This window comes from Bradyrhizobium sp. MOS003, from assembly GCF_003020125.1.
Lineage (GTDB): Bacteria > Pseudomonadota > Alphaproteobacteria > Rhizobiales > Xanthobacteraceae > Bradyrhizobium.
Genome location: NZ_PYFW01000001.1, coordinates 218,146 through 236,138, shown reverse-complemented (window position 1 = coordinate 236,138; position 17,993 = coordinate 218,146). Strand labels below are relative to the sequence as shown.

At 64.2% G+C, this 17,993-nt stretch carries 16 protein-coding genes; 8 read left to right on the top strand and 8 right to left on the bottom strand.

What is annotated here, in order from left to right:
* Positions 1-501: 501 nt before the first annotated feature.
* The 4 genes from mnmG to C7G42_RS01130 all read left to right on the top strand — a co-directional run bounded on the left by mnmG (position 502) and on the right by C7G42_RS01130 (position 5,088).
* On the top strand, positions 502-2,382 hold the full coding sequence (mnmG, locus tag C7G42_RS01145; RefSeq protein WP_106947284.1) for a tRNA uridine-5-carboxymethylaminomethyl(34) synthesis enzyme MnmG: 1,881 nt from the start codon (positions 502-504) through the stop codon (positions 2,380-2,382).
* A 147-nt stretch (positions 2,383-2,529) separates the two neighbouring features.
* Complete coding sequence (gene rsmG / locus C7G42_RS01140; RefSeq protein WP_245427595.1) at positions 2,530-3,162, top strand: 16S rRNA (guanine(527)-N(7))-methyltransferase RsmG; 633 nt, start codon at positions 2,530-2,532, stop codon at positions 3,160-3,162.
* Between the two features lie 28 nt (positions 3,163-3,190).
* On the top strand, positions 3,191-4,045 hold the full coding sequence (locus C7G42_RS01135; protein WP_106947282.1) for a ParA family protein: 855 nt from the start codon (positions 3,191-3,193) through the stop codon (positions 4,043-4,045).
* Between the two features lie 155 nt (positions 4,046-4,200).
* Entirely contained in the window at positions 4,201-5,088 is an 888-nt protein-coding gene (locus C7G42_RS01130; RefSeq protein WP_199580587.1) for a ParB/RepB/Spo0J family partition protein, read from the top strand.
* A 118-nt stretch (positions 5,089-5,206) separates the two neighbouring features.
* Here the strand turns inward: C7G42_RS01130 and holA are convergent, their stop codons facing one another.
* The 3 genes from holA to leuS form a co-directional block, all read right to left on the bottom strand.
* The gene (gene holA, locus C7G42_RS01125) at positions 5,207-6,235 is read right to left on the bottom strand and encodes a DNA polymerase III subunit delta (RefSeq protein WP_106947280.1); all 1,029 of its coding nucleotides are present in this window, start codon (positions 6,233-6,235) and stop codon (positions 5,207-5,209) included.
* A 100-nt stretch (positions 6,236-6,335) separates the two neighbouring features.
* Positions 6,336-6,887 carry an LPS assembly lipoprotein LptE gene (lptE, locus tag C7G42_RS01120; protein ID WP_106947279.1) on the bottom strand — a complete coding sequence of 184 codons (552 nt, stop codon included), beginning with the start codon at positions 6,885-6,887 and terminating at the stop codon, positions 6,336-6,338.
* Positions 6,874-9,510, bottom strand: a complete 2,637-nt coding sequence (gene leuS / locus C7G42_RS01115) for a leucine--tRNA ligase (protein WP_106947278.1) — start codon at positions 9,508-9,510, stop codon at positions 6,874-6,876. Before leuS ends, lptE begins: the two co-directional genes overlap by 14 nt.
* Before the next feature lie 192 nt (positions 9,511-9,702).
* Here leuS and C7G42_RS01110 point away from each other — a divergent pair, with 192 nt between their 5' ends.
* The gene (locus C7G42_RS01110) at positions 9,703-10,752 is read left to right on the top strand and encodes a GGDEF domain-containing protein (RefSeq protein WP_199580771.1); all 1,050 of its coding nucleotides are present in this window, start codon (positions 9,703-9,705) and stop codon (positions 10,750-10,752) included.
* 45 nt (positions 10,753-10,797) lie between these two features.
* On the opposite strand, the gene C7G42_RS01105 is transcribed toward C7G42_RS01110, so the two are convergent.
* Complete coding sequence (locus C7G42_RS01105) at positions 10,798-12,495, bottom strand: diguanylate cyclase domain-containing protein (RefSeq protein WP_106947277.1); 1,698 nt, start codon at positions 12,493-12,495, stop codon at positions 10,798-10,800.
* A 108-nt stretch (positions 12,496-12,603) separates the two neighbouring features.
* Here C7G42_RS01105 and C7G42_RS01100 point away from each other — a divergent pair, with 108 nt between their 5' ends.
* Complete coding sequence (locus C7G42_RS01100; RefSeq protein ID WP_106947276.1) at positions 12,604-13,293, top strand: YggS family pyridoxal phosphate-dependent enzyme; 690 nt, start codon at positions 12,604-12,606, stop codon at positions 13,291-13,293.
* A 48-nt stretch (positions 13,294-13,341) separates the two neighbouring features.
* On the opposite strand, the gene C7G42_RS01095 is transcribed toward C7G42_RS01100, so the two are convergent.
* Positions 13,342-14,127 carry a 2-keto-4-pentenoate hydratase gene (locus C7G42_RS01095; RefSeq protein WP_106947275.1) on the bottom strand — a complete coding sequence of 262 codons (786 nt, stop codon included), beginning with the start codon at positions 14,125-14,127 and terminating at the stop codon, positions 13,342-13,344.
* Between the two features lie 6 nt (positions 14,128-14,133).
* A complete protein-coding gene (locus tag C7G42_RS01090; protein ID WP_502694192.1) occupies positions 14,134-14,703 on the bottom strand; it encodes a L,D-transpeptidase family protein in 570 nt (189 codons plus the stop codon).
* 202 nt (positions 14,704-14,905) lie between these two features.
* Between C7G42_RS01090 and C7G42_RS01085 the strand changes: the two genes are divergently transcribed.
* A complete protein-coding gene (locus tag C7G42_RS01085) occupies positions 14,906-15,592 on the top strand; it encodes a response regulator transcription factor (protein ID WP_008142830.1) in 687 nt (228 codons plus the stop codon).
* Between the two features lie 58 nt (positions 15,593-15,650).
* Positions 15,651-16,094 carry a cyclic nucleotide-binding domain-containing protein gene (locus C7G42_RS01080; protein WP_106947273.1) on the top strand — a complete coding sequence of 148 codons (444 nt, stop codon included), beginning with the start codon at positions 15,651-15,653 and terminating at the stop codon, positions 16,092-16,094.
* A 50-nt stretch (positions 16,095-16,144) separates the two neighbouring features.
* On the opposite strand, the gene xth is transcribed toward C7G42_RS01080, so the two are convergent.
* Positions 16,145-16,960 (bottom strand): exodeoxyribonuclease III, encoded by an 816-nt coding sequence (gene xth, locus C7G42_RS01075; RefSeq protein ID WP_106947272.1) that lies wholly within the window; start codon positions 16,958-16,960, stop codon positions 16,145-16,147.
* Positions 16,961-17,100: 140 nt separating this feature from the next.
* A complete protein-coding gene (locus C7G42_RS01070; protein ID WP_106948798.1) occupies positions 17,101-17,853 on the bottom strand; it encodes an outer membrane lipoprotein carrier protein LolA in 753 nt (250 codons plus the stop codon).
* Positions 17,854-17,993 lie beyond the last annotated feature (140 nt).

Below are 17,993 nucleotides of genomic sequence, written 5' to 3'. Positions count from 1 at the left end.
TTCCGTTGCTTCGTTTCACGTGAAACATCCATCACCGTATCTTCGGGAACCCACAGTCTTTCGTCGGGATGTGAAGCGTAATTCGGAACTTAGGTTCTGTCGCCTGCGCTAAATCCACCCGCTGTTTCACGTGGAACATTAATCAGCTGAGTGGCGGGGCCGATCAAAGTCCTCTCTCCGCCAGTCCGGCCCGTTTTAAGGCGGGGCCTCTCCTTATCATGACGAGCCGCTGGACGAAGGCCGTAGGTGCGTAAAGCTTAGATCGCTTGCTGTGCTCCCAAGGACTGGGGGTTGGGCTCTAATCCAAGGCCATAAGGCGCTTTTCCGGCGTGAGGCCCAGCTTCGTTTCACGTGAAACACGAGACAATTCAATGCCCGTTCTACTGTGCATGGGGTTGTTTTCACAAAATTGCCTCGGCCGAGATCGGTGTTTCACGTGAAACATCCCGCGCCGCGAGTTTCCACTTCCGGCCCAGCCGCCCCTGAGCTAGAAGTTCAGCCATGCGAACAGAGCGAGAGAGCTTCGACGTCATTGTGATTGGCGGCGGCCACGCCGGCTGTGAGGCCGCGGCTGCATCTGCGCGGATGGGTGCTGCGACGGCTCTGGTGACGCATCGTTTCTCTACTGTCGGCGCGATGTCCTGCAATCCTGCGATCGGCGGTCTCGGTAAGGGACATCTCGTTCGCGAAGTCGATGCGCTGGATGGCCTGATGGGTCGCGTAGGCGATGCCGGCGGCATCCAGTTTCGTGTCCTCAACCGCCGGAAGGGTCCTGCGGTCCGAGGCCCTCGAGCCCAGGCTGACCGGAAGCTTTATGCCGCCGCGATGCAGGCCGCGATCCGGCAGACCGAGGGTCTCTCGGTCATAGAAGGCGAGGCAGACGAGCTGATCGTGGCCGATGGCCGCGTCACCGGTTTGCGCCTGGCCGACGGGCGAGAGCTTCGGGCAGGGGCTGTTGTTGTCACCACAGGCACCTTCCTTCGCGGTCTGATCCATCTTGGAGAGAAGAACTGGCCCGCCGGCCGCGTCGGTGAGGCGCCCGCGATGGGTCTTTCCGCGTCCTTTGAGCGCGCCGGCTTCACCCTCGGACGACTCAAGACCGGTACTCCGCCGCGTCTCGACGGCACCACGATCGACTGGTCGGCGGTCGAGATGCAGCCCGGAGACGAGCCGCCTGAGCCGTTCTCGGTGATGACCGAGCGGATCACGACGCCGCAGATCCAGTGCGGGATCACGCGGACCACGGCTGCTACCCATGACGTGATCCGGGCCAATGTCCATCGCTCCCCGATGTATTCCGGCCAGATCAAGAGCTCCGGCCCGCGCTATTGCCCCTCGATCGAGGACAAGATCGTCCGCTTCGGCGACCGCGACGGCCATCAGATCTTCCTGGAGCCTGAGGGCCTCGACGACAGCACCGTCTATCCCAATGGCATCTCGACCTCGCTGCCGGAGGAGGTCCAGCTCGCGATCCTTGCCACCATTCCCGGCCTGGCGCGGGTGAAGATGGTTCGTCCGGGCTATGCCATCGAATACGACCACATCGATCCGCGCGAGCTCGATCCGACCCTCCAGACCAGGCGTCTGCGTGGCCTGTTCCTCGCCGGACAGATCAACGGCACCACCGGGTATGAAGAGGCCGCCGGGCAGGGCATCGTGGCCGGCCTGAACGCGGCGCTTGCTGCGAGCGGAGCCGCACTGACCGTGTTCGACCGCGCTGACGGCTATCTCGGTGTGATGATCGACGACCTCGTCACCCGCGGCATCAGCGAGCCCTATCGGATGTTTACGTCACGAGCGGAATATCGGCTGACGCTGCGGGCCGACAATGCGGATCAGCGCCTGACCGAGAAGGGTATTGCCCTCGGTTGCGTCGGAAGCGCAAGGACTCAGCATCACCGCGCCAAGATGGGCGCTTTGAATGCGGCTCGAACGCTGTCGAAGTCGCTGGCAATCACCCCGAACGAAGCTATCAAGCACGGACTATCCTTGAATCGGGACGGCCAGCGACGGTCGGCGTTCTCGCTGATGGCCTATCCTGACATCGGCTGGAGCCAGGTCCGCGCGATCTGGCCGGAGCTGTCCGCCATCGATCCTGTCATCGCCACCCATCTCGAGATCGACGCCAAGTATGATGTCTACCTCGAGCGCCAGAGCGCCGACGTCGAAGCCTTCCGGCGAGACGAGGGGTTGGTCCTGTCCGAGGTCGATTATCAGCGGGTACCTGGGCTCTCCAACGAAGTCCGCGCCAAGCTGGAGAAGGCCCGGCCGTTCACGGTCGGGCAGGCCGGCCGGATCGACGGGATGACGCCGGCTGCGCTCGGCATTCTCGCGGCCTATCTCCGCCGCGAGGCCCGGAAGACCTCCAAAGCAATCGCATAGGCGTTTCACGTGAAACAGCGCGGACCGGGCGGAGACAGACCGCTAACGCGACGGTCAGGAGGCGAGGGCGCTGTTCGTCGGCCCGAATCGGGACCGGCCAAACCGAAGATCGACAAGGCCGGCGCCAACGATCAGGCGCTCGATTCAATCATCGCCGCCGACAAGCGCGAGGCGCTGAAGCTCGCGCCCGTTTCACATGAAACGGAGGCACGGCTCGATCGCTATATCGCGCTGCTTCGCGAGTGGCAGGCCAAGACCAATCTGGTTGCGCCCTCGACCTTGCCGCAGCTCTGGACCCGGCACATCGCCGACTCGCTTCAGCTTGTCGATCTTGCCCCCGCGGCAAAGCGCTGGGCCGACCTCGGCAGCGGCGGCGGCTTTCCCGGCGTCGTGCTCGCCTGCGCCATGGCCGGGACCCCAGGCGCAAGCGTCCATCTCGTCGAGCGAATCGCCAAGAAGGCGGCATTCCTGCGCGAAGCGGTTCGCGTCACTACATCTCCGGGAGTCGTACATCTGGCGGAGATCGGGGATAATGTGGATAGAATCACCGGCCCCGTCGATTGCGTGACCGCGCGTGCGCTGGCTCCGCTACATCAACTCATCGGTTTTGCGGAGCCGCTGATGCGCCAAGGCGCAAAGGCGCTGTTTCTCAAGGGTCAAGATGTAGAGGCTGAATTGACCGAAGCCGCTAAATATTGGAATATTCAGCCACAGCTCCACAAAAGCCGTACAGGCGACGGGTGGATCGTCGAGCTGATGTCCATCGAACGGCGCGGGTGAGGCGTCTGGGGCCAAGTGGGGAATTTCGATGAGCGTGATTGACGAGCCGCAGCAAGAGAAGACGTCCGAGGTCCCGCACGGTCACCCGCGCATCCTGGCGCTGGCGAATCAGAAGGGCGGTGTGGGAAAAACAACCACAGCGATCAACCTCGGCACGGCACTCGCCGCGATCGGCGAGCGCGTCCTGATCGTCGATCTCGATCCGCAGGGCAATGCCTCGACCGGCCTCGGCATCGATCGCCGCAACCGCTCCTGCTCGACCTATGACGTGCTGATCGGTGAAGCCGGCTTGCGTGAAGCCGTGGTGTCGACCGCGGTGCCGCGGCTGCACATCGCACCCTCGACCATGGATCTCTCCGGCCTTGAGCTCGAGCTCGGCACCACGCCCGGCCGCGCTTTCAAGCTGCGTGATGCGATCGGCGCGCTCAACAACAACGTTTCGCCGGATGCCGACTACACCTATGTGCTGATCGACTGCCCGCCCTCGCTCAACCTGCTCACGGTGAACGCGATGGCGGCGTCGGACGCGATCCTGGTGCCGCTGCAGTGCGAGTTCTTTGCGCTCGAAGGCCTGTCGCAACTCTTGCAGACGGTGGAGCAGGTGCGCTCGACGCTCAATCCGAACCTGTCGATCCACGGCATCGTGCTGACCATGTTCGACTCGCGCAACAACCTCTCCAACCAGGTCGTTGCCGACGTCCGGCAGTTCATGGGCGAGAAGGTCTACAAGACCATGATCCCGCGCAACGTGCGCATCTCGGAGGCGCCGTCCTACGGCAAGCCGGTGCTGGTTTACGATCTCAAATGCGTCGGCAGCGAAGCCTATTTGCGGCTTGCCACCGAAGTGATCCAGCGCGAGCGCGAGCTACGCGTCACGCATTGAAGACGCCGTTCTGGCCGTAGGGTGGGTTAGCGAAGCGTAACCCACCTCTTCTGCTTCCGCGGAAATTGACAATGGTGGGTTACGCCTTCGGCTAACCCACCCCTCGATTCAAACGAGTTCTGGAGTGCTGCAGCGTGAATCCAAGGGAGCTGGCGATGGCCGACGAAGCGCGTTCGCGACTGGGCCGGGGTCTTGCAAGTCTGATCGGTGATGTCGGCGGCGAGGCTCAGCATGTCGATCGGCCGCGCGCGCAGCGCAAGGTGCCGATCGAGTTCATCAAGGCCAATCCGCGCAATCCGCGCCGCACCTTTTCGGACACCGAGCTGAAGGAACTCAGCGAGTCGATCAAGCAGCATGGTGTGATCCAGCCGATCGTGGTGCGCCCGGTGAAAGGCGCGCAGGATCGCTTCGAGATCATCGCCGGCGAGCGGCGCTGGCGCGCCTCGCAAATGGCCGGCCTGCATGAAGTGCCGATCGTCCCGGTCGACATCAGCGACAGCGACGCGCTGGAGTTCGCGATCGTCGAGAACGTGCAGCGCGAAGACCTCAACCCGATGGAAGAGGCGCAGGGCTATCACGCGCTCGCCAACGAGTTCAAACGCAGCCAGGAAGACATCGCAAAAGTCGTCGGCAAGAGCCGCAGCCATGTCGCCAACATGATGCGGCTGACCAAGCTGCCGGCCGAAGTGCAGGCCTTCATCGCGACCGGCGAACTGACCGCCGGTCACGCTCGCGCGCTGATCGGCGTGCCCGATCCGCTCGCGGCTGCCAAGCGCATCGTCGAGGAGGGCCTCAACGTGCGCCAGGCCGAAGCACTCGCGCATGAAGAGGGCGTGCCGGAGCGCAAGCCGCAAAAGGCGCGCGCCACCGGGGGCAAGGAAAAAGACCCCGATACGATCGATCTCGAAAAGCGCGTCAGCGACGCACTCGGCCTCAAGGTCACCGTCAATCACCGCGACCCCGGCGGCTCGGTCCAGATCAGCTACAGCAATCTCGATCAGCTCGACGAGGTGATGAAGCGGCTGGCGAAGGGTGGGCTTTAGGCCCTCCGCACTCTCCACGTCTTGCGAGCGCAGCGAAGCAATCCAGATCTTTCCGCGGAGAGACCCTGGCTTGCTTCGTCGCTTGCGCTTCTCGCAACGACGTGGAGAGAGTGGAGGTTCAGCTGCGCCGTTTCGCGTTCGCGGCGATTGCCATCAGCGTGCGCTGGGCGATGGCGGCCGCCAGCGTCGATTGCTTGCGGGTGTCGAGCGCCGCGGTCGCGAGCTGCTCGATGATGGCGGCGAGTCGTGCCGCGCTGAAATTGCGCAGTGCCGTTTCGACCGCGGGCTTGCGTGAGAAATGCAGGCGCGGATAGCCGCCGTCGAGCACGGCGGAAGCAGGCTGGCCGTCGGCAATCGCGAGCGCGGATTTGTGCAGCCACGCAGCCTGGCGCTGCGCGGCGGAGATGATGACGCCGGGATAAGTGCCGGCGATCATGGCTTTGGCGAATTCGGTCTCGACGATGTCGGGACGGCCGGTAAAGGCCCCGTCGACGATCGGGTCGAGCTTGAGCTCGGATGCGTCCGCAACCACCGCCATCACGTCGTCCAGCGTGATCTCGCCCTTGCCATGGGCATAGAGGGTCAGCTTGCGCAGCTCGTTGCGCGAGGCCTGGCGGTCGCCGCCGAGGAACGACATCAGCGCCGCGCGGGCATCCTGCGCGATGCGCAAATTCGCGACGCGGAGCTCGTCTTCCATCAACTTCGCAAGGTCGCGCTCGGTGTCAGGATAGCAGCCGATTGCAACGGCCGCTTTGGCGCGCTCGCAGGCCTTGCGCAGCGGCGATTCCGGGCGCAGCTCGCCGGCCTCGATCACGATGCGGCAATCCCTCACGTTCATCTCGGCGAGGGTGTCGATGCCGCTGGCAAAGCTGCGCGAGCCGGCGCGGATGCGGATGGCGCGGCGGCCGCCGAACAGCGGCACCGTCATGGCTTCGTCGACGAGGCGCGAGGGCTCGGCGGAGAGCTCGTCGCCGTCGAGCTTGACCAGCGAGAATGGATCGTTGGGATCATCGACGGCAGAGGCGATCAGCGCATCGGCGCGCTCACGCACCAGGCCGGCATCGGGACCGTAGAGCAGGATGATCGGACGGCCCGCATCGGGGCGGGCGAGGAAGGCGTCGATCTCTTTTCCACGCAGCGCGACCATCGGGCCTCAAGGACGTCATTGCCCGGCGCGCGAGGCGCGGACCCGGAATCTGGCTTCCGGGGCTCACGATGTCGTCACGCCCGGAAATGACGGAGTGAATTTAGGTACCTGCGGTGAAGAACGAGGCGAGCCGGGTGGTGATGTTCTCGGCGATCTCGCTGGCGGCACGATCCTCCGCGTCGCGCACGGCGCGGGTGCGGGAGAAGCGCTGATACGAGCCCGGCATGTCGTAGGACACGCGCGAGAACGTGGTGCCGGTCATCACCGATTTGCCGGTCGCGACCTCGACCAAATTGTACTGGGCGTCGATGCCGAGATTTTCGCTGGTCGGCAGTCCCGTCGTGGCGCTGACGATCAGCGACGAGCGGCTGGTGGTGAAACGGATGTCCAGCTTGTGGGTCGGCGGCATGCCCGTCGCGCTGCCGTAGAGCTTGAAGGCCAGGGCGTTGCGGATTTCGACGCCGACGCGGGCTTCGCGCGAGGCATTGGGTTTGTTGATCGGGGGCAGCTCCACCCCCATCAGCTTCTCGCGCAAGCCGGGCAGGCCGTCGCCGCGCTCGGCATACATCGGCTGGAAGCAGCCAGCCGTCAGCGCCGCCAAGGCGGCGACCGCCAGCAAGCGGGCTGCGATGCGGATCCTAGCCGACAACATTCACGATCCTCTTGGGGACGATGATCACCTTGCGGACGGGCTTGCCGTCCAGGGCCAGCTTTACCGCATCGAGCGCCAAAACGGCAGCCTCGATTTCCGGATTCTGGGCCGCTGTTGCAACTGTGACATCACCCCGCTTCTTGCCGTTGATCTGGACCACCAGGGTCACACTGTCTTCGACCAGCAAATCGCGTTCGATTTGCGGCCAATTGGCCTCTGAAACCAGCCCGGTCTGGCCGAGAGCCTGCCAGCACTCCTCGGCGAGGTGCGGCATCATCGGGGAGAACAGCTGGACCAGGATCTGGCTGGCTTCCCGGATCGCCCAGGCCAGATCTGGAGCGAGATCGGCTGCCGGCTGGCCGGGTCGCTGCAGGATCTCCGAGAAGCTATTGGCGAATTCGCGGATATGGGCCAGGCAGACGTTGAAGTGCAGCCGCTCGATCCCGGTGGTGACCTTGTCGAGCGCGCCATGGGCGGCCTTGCGCAGGGCGGTGGCGTCGGGACCGAAGTTGGCCGGCCGGGCCGCCGGCGCGGCGCTGCCGAGCTCGACGGAATCGTTCACCAGCCGCCACAGCCGCTGCACGAAACGCGAGGCGCCCTGGACGCGCTCGTCGCTCCAGATCACGTCGCGGTCGGGCGGGGAGTCGGACAGCATGAACCAGCGCGCGACGTCGGCGCCGTAGGTCTCGATGATGTCGTCGGGGTCGACCGTGTTCTTCTTCGACTTCGACATCTTCTCGATCGGGCCGATCTGGATGTCTTCGCCCGTCGTCAGCAGCGTTGCGCGGCGCCCATTACCGCCCACCTCGACCTTGACCTCGGCCGGCTGCACATAGGTGCCGTCAGCCTTCTGGTAGGTCTCGTGCACCACCATGCCCTGCGTGAACATGCCGGCGAACGGCTCGTCCAGCGCGATGTGCCCGGTCGCCTTCATCGCGCGGGTGAAGAAGCGGCTGTAGAGCAGATGCAGGATCGCGTGCTCGACGCCACCGATATACTGGTCGACCGGGAGCATCCGGTTGGCTACCGCGGGCGTCGTCGGCGCGCTCTCGTTCCAGGGATCGGTGAAGCGCGCAAAATACCAGGACGAATCCACGAAAGTGTCCATGGTGTCGGTTTCGCGGCTCGCCTTGCCGCCGCATTTGGGGCAAGTCACGTGCTTCCAGGTCGGGTGATGGTCGAGCGCGTTGCCCGGCTTGTCGAAGCTCACATCCTCCGGCAGCACGACGGGCAGGTCGGCATCCGGCACCGGCACCACATCGCATTTCGGGCAATGGATGACGGGAATCGGACAGCCCCAATAGCGCTGGCGCGAAATGCCCCAGTCGCGCAGGCGGAAGTTCACCTGTCGCTCGCCGACCGGCGCATTACCGCGCAGCTCGCTTTCCAGCCGTCTGGCGACCTCGTCCTTGGCCTGTTCGATGGTCATGCCGTCGAGGAAGCGCGAATTGATCATGCGGCCGTCACCGTCATAGGCGGTGTCTGTGATGACGAACGTCTTGGGATCCTGGCCCTCGGGGCAGACCACCGGAATGTTGCCGAGGCCGTATTTGTTGACGAAATCGAGGTCGCGCTGGTCATGCGCCGGGCAGCCGAAGATCGCACCGGTGCCGTATTCCATCAGCACGAAATTGGCGACATAGACCGGCAGCTTCCAGCTCGGATCGAACGGATGGACCGCGCGGATACCGGTGTCGAAACCCTGCTTCTCCGCCGTGTCGATGATCGACTGTGCGGTGCCGATCTTCTTAATGTCGGCAATGAATTGCGCAAGCTGAGGGTTCTTCGCGGCGGCTGCCTGCGCCAGCGGATGATCCGCCGAGATCGCCATGAACTTTGCGCCGAACAGCGTGTCCGGGCGCGTCGTGAAGATCTTCAGCTCACTCTCGCCGGCGGGAGTCGTCACCTGATCCAGCGCGAAGCGGACCAGCAGCCCTTCCGAGCGGCCGATCCAGTTGCGCTGCATCAGCCGCACCTTGTCAGGCCAGCGATCAAGCCCATCCAGCGCGGACAGCAGCTCCTGCGAGTACTTCGTGATCTTGAAGACCCATTGGCTCATCTCGCGCTGTTCGACAACGGCACCGGAGCGCCAGCCGCGCCCGTCGATCACCTGCTCGTTGGCGAGCACGGTCATGTCGACCGGATCCCAGTTCAGCTTGCGCTTCTCCCGCTCGGCCAAACCTGCGGCGAGCATGTCCAGAAACATCTTCTGCTGATGCTTGTAGTAGCTGGGGTCGCAGGTCGCGAATTCGCGTGACCAGTCCAGCGACAGCCCGATCGAGCGGAGCTGCTTCTTCATCGCGGCGATGTTGTCGTAGGTCCAGGCCTTCGGCGCGACCTTGCGCTCGATCGCGGCATTCTCGGCCGGCAGGCCGAAGGCGTCCCAGCCCATGGGATGCAGCACGTTGAACCCTTTGGCGCGCATGAAGCGGGCCAGCACGTCGCCGAGCGTATAATTTCGGACATGGCCGATATGGATGCGCCCGGACGGGTAGGGGAACATCTCCAGCACGTAGTATTTCGGCCGCGAATCGTCGTTCTTGGAGACGAAGATCGCCTGTTCGTCCCAGAGGCGTTGCCAGCGCGGTTCGGCGTCGCGGGCGTTATAGCGTTCGGAGGTCATGGAATCGTTGGGGTTTTCGTGGGTTCGGCCGTCTCAAGACGGCGGACTAGGCCATAGAAGTCCTTAAGGGGTCAATGGGTTGCCGCGATTTGGAACTTTGCCGGCGTCTCCGCATAACTACGAGGGCGCACGTTGGGGCGGGGTTAAGGGCTCGATGCCAATTTGCGGCCCCGACGAGACCGCATGACCACGATGGATTCCAGCTTCGACGAACCCGACTACGACTATGCCGCGTCCGTCGCCGGACGGGCGATGCGGAGCATGGCCGAACAGCGGATTGCGCCGACCCCGGCCAATTTTGCCGTCTGGTTCCTGTATTTCGCGGGCGGCCATGACGATCTGCGCAACGCCATCGATCTCCTGATCGACCACAATCGTCCCTTCGACACCAGGACCAATCGGGACCTGTTCAAGACTTATGTCGCGCCCCAGGTGAGTGCCGCCGCGGTGGTCGACACGTCCGAGCGGCTGCAGGCGCTGATGGGGGCAGCGAAGGAATTTCTGACGACCGCGATCGCCGACAACCATTCGCAGATGCAGGTCATCAGCGAGGTGGCGGACCAGGGCAAAGCCGGCGTCGATCCGAAGGCGCTGGTCGCCCAGCTCATGAACGAGTTGGCGCGGGCCGCCACGCGGGCGACACGGCTGGAAGCCGGCTTTGCGGAAAAGACCCGCGAGCTCGATGTCATCCGCGATTCGCTATCGAGGTCCGAGGAGCGCGCCCGGACCGACACGCTGACCGGCCTCGCAAACCGACGGGCGCTCGACGAATTCCTGCGCAAGGCGCAGGCGACTGCGGCGTGGGGCGAGCCGCTCAGCATGCTGATGCTCGACATCGACCACTTCAAGGCGTTCAACGACAATTTCGGCCACGGCGTCGGCGACCAGGTGTTGCGCCTGATGGCGAAGGTGCTGCGCGAAAAGGTTCGCGAGCAGGATCTGCCGGCGCGCTATGGCGGCGAGGAGCTGATCGCGGTGCTGCCGGATGCCGATCTCGCCACCTGTGCCGATCTCGCCGAGCGCATCAGGCACGCGCTCGCGGAGTGCACGATCACCCGCCGCTCGACCGGTGAGGTCCTGCCCAGCATCAGCGTGTCGATCGGCGTGGCGCAATACCGGGCCGGCGAAGCCATCGCCGATCTCATCGAGCGCTGCGACCGCGCCCTCTATCTCGCCAAGAGCAGCGGCCGCAATCGCGTTGTGACGGAGACCGAGCTCGATCGCGCAGGGACTGCGGGTTAGCCTGTTGCGGGGCGTGGCGTCGGCGACGTCGGCCTTGGCTGACGATCAGCCCGCCATCATCATGTCCGCCGCGCCGGTCTCGATTGCCTCAACGCCATGCTCGACGACCTTGTTGCGGCCGCGGTGTTTTGCGGCGTAGAGCGCGGCGTCGGCGGCTTCGATCAGGTCGCCGGGACGCAAGGCCTCGTTGGGCTTCGCTGCGGCAACGCCGATCGAGACGGTCACGATCATGTGGGCCGAGGTAATGTGCGGCAGGCACAGCCTCAGCACCGCCGCGCGCACCTGCTCGCCGATCTCGACGGCGCGGTTCAATTCGGTGTTCGGCAGCAGCAGGCAGAACTCCTCGCCGCCATAGCGGGCCGCGAAACCCATCGTGTCGGCGGCGATGCCGGACAGGGATTCGCCGAGCCGGGTCAGGCAGGAATCGCCTTCGAGATGGCCATAGGTGTCGTTGAACAGCTTGAAGTGGTCGACGTCGATCATCAGCAGCGCGAGGTCGCTGCCATATTGCTGCGCGCGCATCCATTCGAAGTCGAGCCGGCTCTGGAAGCCGCGGCGATTGTTGAGCCCCGACAGCATGTCGATCGAGGCCATCACCGTCAGCCGGTCGTTGCTCGCGATCAGCTCGCGCTCACGCTGGCTCAGCTGCGCCGCCATTGCGTTGAACGCGCGGGCCAGCGGCACGAACTCGGCCGGCAGGCGGTTGCGCGCCGCGCGGGCCGACAGATCGCCCTCGCCGAGACGCTTGGCCATGTCGACGAGCATCTCGATCGGCTTGATGACGAGCTTTTCGGCGGCGATCAGCGCGCCGAGCAGGACGAACACGACAACGAAACCGAGCTGGAGATAGGCGGTACGGATGTCGCGGTTGACTGCCGCGGACACCTTGTCTTCGTCGATGCTGGCGATCAGGCGGGCATTGGTGCCGGAGATGCGAATGTAGCTGACCGCGCGACGCGAGCCGTCGGCGGCGCGGAACGACAATGAGCCTTCGTCCTGGTCGGAACGCAGCGCCCTGTCGGCGATAGCCGACATCAGCGGCATGTTGTCGAGCGGACGGCCGACCGTACTGTGCTGATCGGCCGGCGCGGCCAGCACGGTGCCTGCGCTGTCGACCAGCACGGCGGTGATGCCGGCGCGGCCGCCGAGATTGTTCATGACCTTCGACATCCAGTCGAGGTTGACCGTGGCGAGCACGACGGCGTCGGTTGTGCCGCTGAAGGCGGATACCGGATAGACCGCCATTACGGTCGGCGTCTGCACCGGCCGCGACAGGATGAAATCGCTCAGCACGAAGCGGCCGCTCGCTTGAGCCTGCTGAAAGTAGGGCCGGTCGCTCAGGTCGAGGCCGACATACATGTTGTTGGTCGCGCACTGGATGCGCCCGTCTGCGCCCGCGATCAAGAGCGTGCGGATCCAGGGCAGGTTCGACGGCAGGCTCGCGCGCAGCACGTCGCAGCTCTTGCTGACGCCGCCAGCGGAGGCGCGAATGAAGGCCTCCGATTTCAGGATGGTCTCGACCGACGAGATCACCTCGCGCTGCGCATCGGCGCTGTGTCTTGCGACGGTGTTGAATTCAGCCGTGGCCTGCGCGATCTGCCGCGTGCGGGTGTCTTCCAGCGAACGGATGCGCTCCAGCATCAAGGGCGCCACCAGAATCACCGCGAGCAGCGCAAGGCGCGCCCGGATTCCGAGAACCTGCTTGAGTTTCGCTCGTTTGCGGTTGAAACTGACGCTTGCCATCTTCGCTACCCACCCCGTTGGCCAAGGTAAAGCGAAGGGTTCAAAAACTCTTTCTTGAACTCGGTAAAATTGGACTTACCCGGGCTACGACCTTAATCAATTGCCGTCATGACAGATGAAAACGATGGGCCGGTACCCGGCCATTCACCAAACGCGCTCGCCGCGGTCGAAGCCGAAATCGCCCGCGCCTGCAGGGATGCGCGACGCGATCGCGCCTCGGTGACGCTGATCGCGGTGTCCAAGACCTTCGACGCGGATGCAATTGTCCCGGTTATCGACGCCGGACAACGCGTATTCGGCGAGAATCGGGTCCAGGAGGCCAAAGGCAAGTGGCCTGCGTTAACGTCCGTTTACCCGGGCATCGCGCTGCATCTGATCGGACCGCTGCAGTCCAACAAGGCGAAAGAGGCGGTCGCGCTGTTCGACGCCATCCATTCGGTCGACCGCCCGAGCATTTGCCAGGCGTTAGCCAAGGAAATCGAATCCCAGAACAGGCACCCGCAACTCTTCGTCCAGATCAACACCGGCGAGGAGCCGCAGAAGGCCGGCATCGCCCCCGGCGAGGCCGATGCCTTCCTCGCCAGCTGCCGCGACACCTACGGGCTGACAATCTCCGGATTGATGTGCATTCCGCCGGTCGACGAGCCGCCGGCGGCGCACTTCGCGCTGACCGCCAAGATCGCCGCGCGCAACGGATTGACCAATCTCTCGATGGGCATGAGCGCCGATTTCGCCAACGCCATCATGCTGGGTGCCACTCATGTCCGCGTGGGGAGTGCGATCTTCGGGCACCGGTGATTGCTGTCGTCCCTGCGTTCGCAGGGACGACGGCGGAGCGTGCCCTGCCTAAGCGAACCCCACTGAAACCTTCCCCAATACCCCGAAGTCCGCCCTGAAATGATCGCCGGCCTGGATCGGCAGCGGCGGATGGCATGTGCCTGTGGTCACCACCTGCCCTGCTCGCAAGGTGAGTCCAAGGCCGCGCAACTCGTTGGCGAGCCAGGCGAGCGCGGCGCGGGGATCGCCGAGCACGTTCTTTCCGTGGCCGACATGGCGCTCGCCGCGCAGCGTGATCTGTGGCCGTTCCTCGACGAGATCCATCCCACGCCAGTTCGCAGTCGTCGCCGCGCCCAGCACGAACAGATGCGCGCAGGCGTTGTCGGCGATCAGCTGAGCCTCGCCCGCTCTGGTGAAATCGGCAAAGCGCGAATCGGGAATCTCGATCGCAGGATGGAACGTCTCGACGGCGGCGAGCACCTCCTCGACAGTGTAGGGCGTTGCGCGCGGCGGCAGATCGCGTCCGATGCGGAAGGCGAACTCCGGTTCGCCGACGCGCATCTCATTGCCCTTCATCGACGCGGTGCCGCCATCGGCGATCACGGTGTCGCTCATGATGCGACCGGCCAGCGGTCCCGTGACGTTGATGTGCTTCTGTCCCGATAAGCTCGTGGCCGCGATCTTCCAGCCGAACAATGTCCCGCGCGACAATGTTTCGAGTGCCGCCTGAACGGCGTAGCCCTCAGTCCGGTTCTGCGGCCGCAGCCGCGGCTCCAGCGCGTCAAGCTTGGTGCCGTCGCGCCAATGTTGAACGAGCACGCGCGCGGCGGCCGCGATCTGATCCCCGTCCAGCATGTGCCCTCACCCGATGATGATTTTTGTTCTTGGTCCCAAGCGCCGCAGCAATTGCACCATCGCAGATTTTGTCATCGAGACGCAGCCCGCGGTTGGGCCGAAATTGTCGCGGGCGAGGTGCAAAAATACCGCGCTGCCACGGCCGGCGATGCGCGGCCTGGTATTGTGGTCGATTTCGACAATGAAGTCATAGAGATGGTCGGCCCGTTTGAGCCGGTCGCCGCCCTGCCCCGCGCCGAGCCGGATTCCCCGGTTGTAATGGCGGTCTTTGGGGTCCTCGCACCATGCGTCCTCGCCGGTGATGATCCGGGCCGGCAGGAAGGTCTGCGGCCGGCTGTGCCGGTCGCCCCGCCACCACAGGCGCCTGGGACGGAAGCTGCCCTTCGGGGTGCCGCCGTCACCCTCGCGCTTGTTGGCGAGAATGCCGCCGCGGCCCAGTGCCACCGGAATGGTCAGCGTCCCGGCCGACAGCCAGCCCCGGCGCGGATTCCCGGCCGCAGCCTTAACGCGGATCGCGAACAGCGGTCCGGCACTTCGATTGGCGATGTAACTAGCTGATGCTGCTTTATTTTTCATGTGAACGTGCAATGTCGAATTCATTACAGGACATTCATCGAACCGGCCTGCTATTCTGAGTTAGAGTGCTTCCGGCTTGTGAATCGGTAACAGCCCACTACTTCAACACGAACAACAATAATAACGGCGACCCCTAACTTCCCCTTCCGATTGGGTGCAGCATGCATGCGCGCCGAGTCGGACTCCAAAAGGATGACCCCCTATGGCCAATGCCCGCAAGATCCTCATCGTGGATGACGATACCGATCTGCGCGATACGTTGGTGGAGCAATTATCGCTGCACGAAGAATTCGAAGCCTCCGCTGTCGATACCGGCGCCAAGGGCGCCAGTGCCGCAAAGGCCAACTCCCCCGATCTGGTCCTGATGGATGTCGGCCTGCCCGACACCGACGGCCGCGAGGTGGTCCGCTCCCTGCGCAAAGGCGGCTTCAAGGCCCCGATCATCATGCTGACCGGGCACGACACCGATTCCGATACGATTTTGGGGCTGGAATCCGGCGCCAACGACTATGTGGCAAAGCCCTTTCGTTTCGCCGTCCTGCTGGCCCGCATCCGCGCCCAGCTGCGCCAGCACGAGGCCAGCGAGGACGCGGTGTTCTCGGTCGGCCCCTACTCCTTCCGGCCCGGCTCCAAGATGCTCACCGCCGCCAATGCGCGCAAGGTGCGGCTCACGGAGAAGGAGACCGCCATCCTCCGCTTCCTCTACCGCGCCGGCCAGATGCCGGTCTCGCGCGAGACCCTGCTCCAGGAGGTATGGGGCTATAATTCCGGCGTCACCACCCACACGCTGGAAACCCACATCTACCGCCTCCGCCAGAAGATCGAGAAGGACGCTGCCAACCCGGAAATCCTGGTCACGGAAGCCGGTGGCTACAAGCTGGTGCCGTGATACGCTCGAAGGGCGTGCGAATCGTTTTAGATCGCATGCCTTTGAGCCTCGGATCTGAATGTCAATCGACGACGACGTAGCGCTTCTCGAGCGAGTCCCGACACTGCGCCTGTTGGGAGAGGCCTCGTTGCGCATGCTGGCGATCGGCTCCGAGCAGCGCAACTTCGTCCGCGGCGACACCCTGTTCAACCTCGGCGACGACGCCGATGCCGGCTTCGTGGTCCAGCGCGGCGCTTTCCGGGTCGACGACGGCGCCGGCGCCGAGATGATCGCGGGTCCCGGAGCGCTGATCGGCGAGCTCGCGCTGGTGGTGCCGATGAAGCGGCCGTCGAGCGCGATCGCGCTGGAGCATTCTTCCGTCATCCGCGTCGCGCGCAGCCTGTTCCAGCGCGTGCTCGAAAGCGATCCGGCCGCCGCGGTTCGGCTGCGCGATGAATTCGCAATCCGCTCCAGCCAGATTGCCAGCGACATCCTGATGGCGGGTGCGAAGCTGACGTCTTAGCGGCCGTCGTTCCGGGGCGCGACGAAGTCGCGAATTCGGAATGACGCAGACTAAACCTCCAGCGTCACCGTGACAGGCACGTGGTCCGACGGTCGCTCCCAACTCCGCGCGTCGCGCAGGATCCTGAAATCGCTGACCGCGTCTTTCAACGCGCGCGAGACCCAGATGTGGTCGAGCCTGCGGCCACGATCGCCGACGGTCCAGTCGGCGGAGCGGTAGCTCCACCACGTGTAGACTTTCTCCGACATCGGAATCCGGTCGCGTGCGACGTCGACCCATTCGCCGGCTTCTAGCGCCGCCTTCAACTTCTCGGTTTCGACCGGCGTGTGCGAGACCACCTTCAGAAGCTGCTTGTGCGACCACACGTCATTCTCGTGCGGGGCGACGTTGAGATCGCCGACCAGGATGTGGCGATCCTCGCCGCGCGGATGCAGCGGCTCGCACGCCTTCATTTCGTCGAGGAAACGGAGCTTGTGATCGAACTTCTCGTTCAGCGCGGGATCGGGAATGTCGCCGCCCGCGGGGACATAGAAATTATGCACCACCAGCGGCTTTGCGATATTGGCCTTCTCGCCGAACGAGACCGAGATGTGACGCGAATCCACCTTGTCGCAGAAGGTGCGCATATCAGTCGATTCGAACGGAATCTTCGAGACGATGGCGACGCCGTGATAGCCCTTCTGCCCGTTCAGCGCGACGTGCTCGTAGCCGAGCCGCTTGAAGCGCTTCAGCGGAAATGCATCGTCGATGCACTTGGTCTCCTGCAGGCACAGCACGTCCGGCCGCGCACTCTTGAGGAATTTCGCGACCAGTTCGATGCGCAGCCGTACCGAATTGATGTTCCAGGTTGTCAGGGAAAAACGCATGAGAGATGCGTCTTAGCATGGATTGGCGCGGGGAAAGCACTCGTGCACGATCGGCCGATACCATCCATCCACGACAATCTCTCGTGCCCCCGACGCTGCGCCGCACCGCTCGGCGCTGCGTCGCGTCCGGGACACGAAGCTCAGCCCGGCGCCGGGCCGTAATTGGTAAAATCGATCTTGAACATGCCGGGATCGAGCTTCTTGCTGGAATCCAGATTGTAGACGGCGATCGTGGTGTCGTAGCCCTGCGGATCGGTGACGGTCCACTGCTTCAATTGGCCGTCCTTGGCGCCGAACATCAGCAGCAGCCGGCTGGTGCCGACCAGCGCCTGCTTCTCCTCGATGGTGACGCTGACGAAAACGTCGTCGGCCGAGACGTTGACGACGTTGGTGTCCTTCATCAGGTCGATGCGATCCGACAGCAGGAAGCGCAGCGGCGTCTGCGACAGCGGATAGACGTCCTGGGTCGCGAGCTTGCGGTCGCGCACCACCAGCGAGGATCCGTCGGCGACGATGTCGATCGGGCTCGGTGCGTTGTATTCGAACCGCACCTTGCCGGGTTTCTGGATGTAAAAATCGCCTTGCGTCTTGCTGCCGTCGGGACCGACCTGGACGAAATTCCCGACCAGCGTCGACAGCGACGACAGGTAGGCGCTGACCTTGGCCGCCTGCGCCTTCTGGTTGGCATCGAAGGTCTGGAAGATGCTGCTCGGCACGTTGCGGCGCGGATCCGGGATGACTGGATTCGGCGGTGTCTGGGTCGCGCCGGTGACGGCCGGGCCGCCGGACCCTCCGCCTTCACGGCCCTTCGGCGCGGGTTTCGGCACCGGCACGGTCTGTGCGAATGACGCTACGGTCACCATCGCGGCGGTGACCAAAAGCACGCCGGCCACGCGCGCGCTTCGCGCAGCGATGGTGGCGGCGATTCGAATGTCCGGATGTCTGATCAACGCGTCGTCCTAACGTGGCTGGGCGTCTTTTAGCGTGATTTCGGGCAAAAGCAGATAACGATTTCGCGTGAAATGATGTCTCG

Coding starts and splice junctions, on each gene's coding strand:
- mnmG (WP_106947284.1), top strand. CDS start 502: ATGCGAACAGAGCGAGAGAGCTTCGACGTCATTGTGATTGGCGGCGGC.
- C7G42_RS01135 (WP_106947282.1), top strand. CDS start 3,191: ATGAGCGTGATTGACGAGCCGCAGCAAGAGAAGACGTCCGAGGTCCCG.
- C7G42_RS01130 (WP_199580587.1), top strand. CDS start 4,201: ATGGCCGACGAAGCGCGTTCGCGACTGGGCCGGGGTCTTGCAAGTCTG.
- holA (WP_106947280.1), bottom strand. CDS start 6,235: ATGGTCGCGCTGCGTGGAAAAGAGATCGACGCCTTCCTCGCCCGCCCC.
- lptE (WP_106947279.1), bottom strand. CDS start 6,887: ATGTTGTCGGCTAGGATCCGCATCGCAGCCCGCTTGCTGGCGGTCGCC.
- leuS (WP_106947278.1), bottom strand. CDS start 9,510: ATGACCTCCGAACGCTATAACGCCCGCGACGCCGAACCGCGCTGGCAA.
- C7G42_RS01110 (WP_199580771.1), top strand. CDS start 9,703: ATGGATTCCAGCTTCGACGAACCCGACTACGACTATGCCGCGTCCGTC.
- C7G42_RS01105 (WP_106947277.1), bottom strand. CDS start 12,495: ATGGCAAGCGTCAGTTTCAACCGCAAACGAGCGAAACTCAAGCAGGTT.
- C7G42_RS01100 (WP_106947276.1), top strand. CDS start 12,604: ATGACAGATGAAAACGATGGGCCGGTACCCGGCCATTCACCAAACGCG.
- C7G42_RS01095 (WP_106947275.1), bottom strand. CDS start 14,127: ATGCTGGACGGGGATCAGATCGCGGCCGCCGCGCGCGTGCTCGTTCAA.
- C7G42_RS01090 (WP_502694192.1), bottom strand. CDS start 14,703: ATGAAAAATAAAGCAGCATCAGCTAGTTACATCGCCAATCGAAGTGCC.
- C7G42_RS01085 (WP_008142830.1), top strand. CDS start 14,906: ATGGCCAATGCCCGCAAGATCCTCATCGTGGATGACGATACCGATCTG.
- C7G42_RS01080 (WP_106947273.1), top strand. CDS start 15,651: ATGTCAATCGACGACGACGTAGCGCTTCTCGAGCGAGTCCCGACACTG.
- xth (WP_106947272.1), bottom strand. CDS start 16,960: ATGCGTTTTTCCCTGACAACCTGGAACATCAATTCGGTACGGCTGCGC.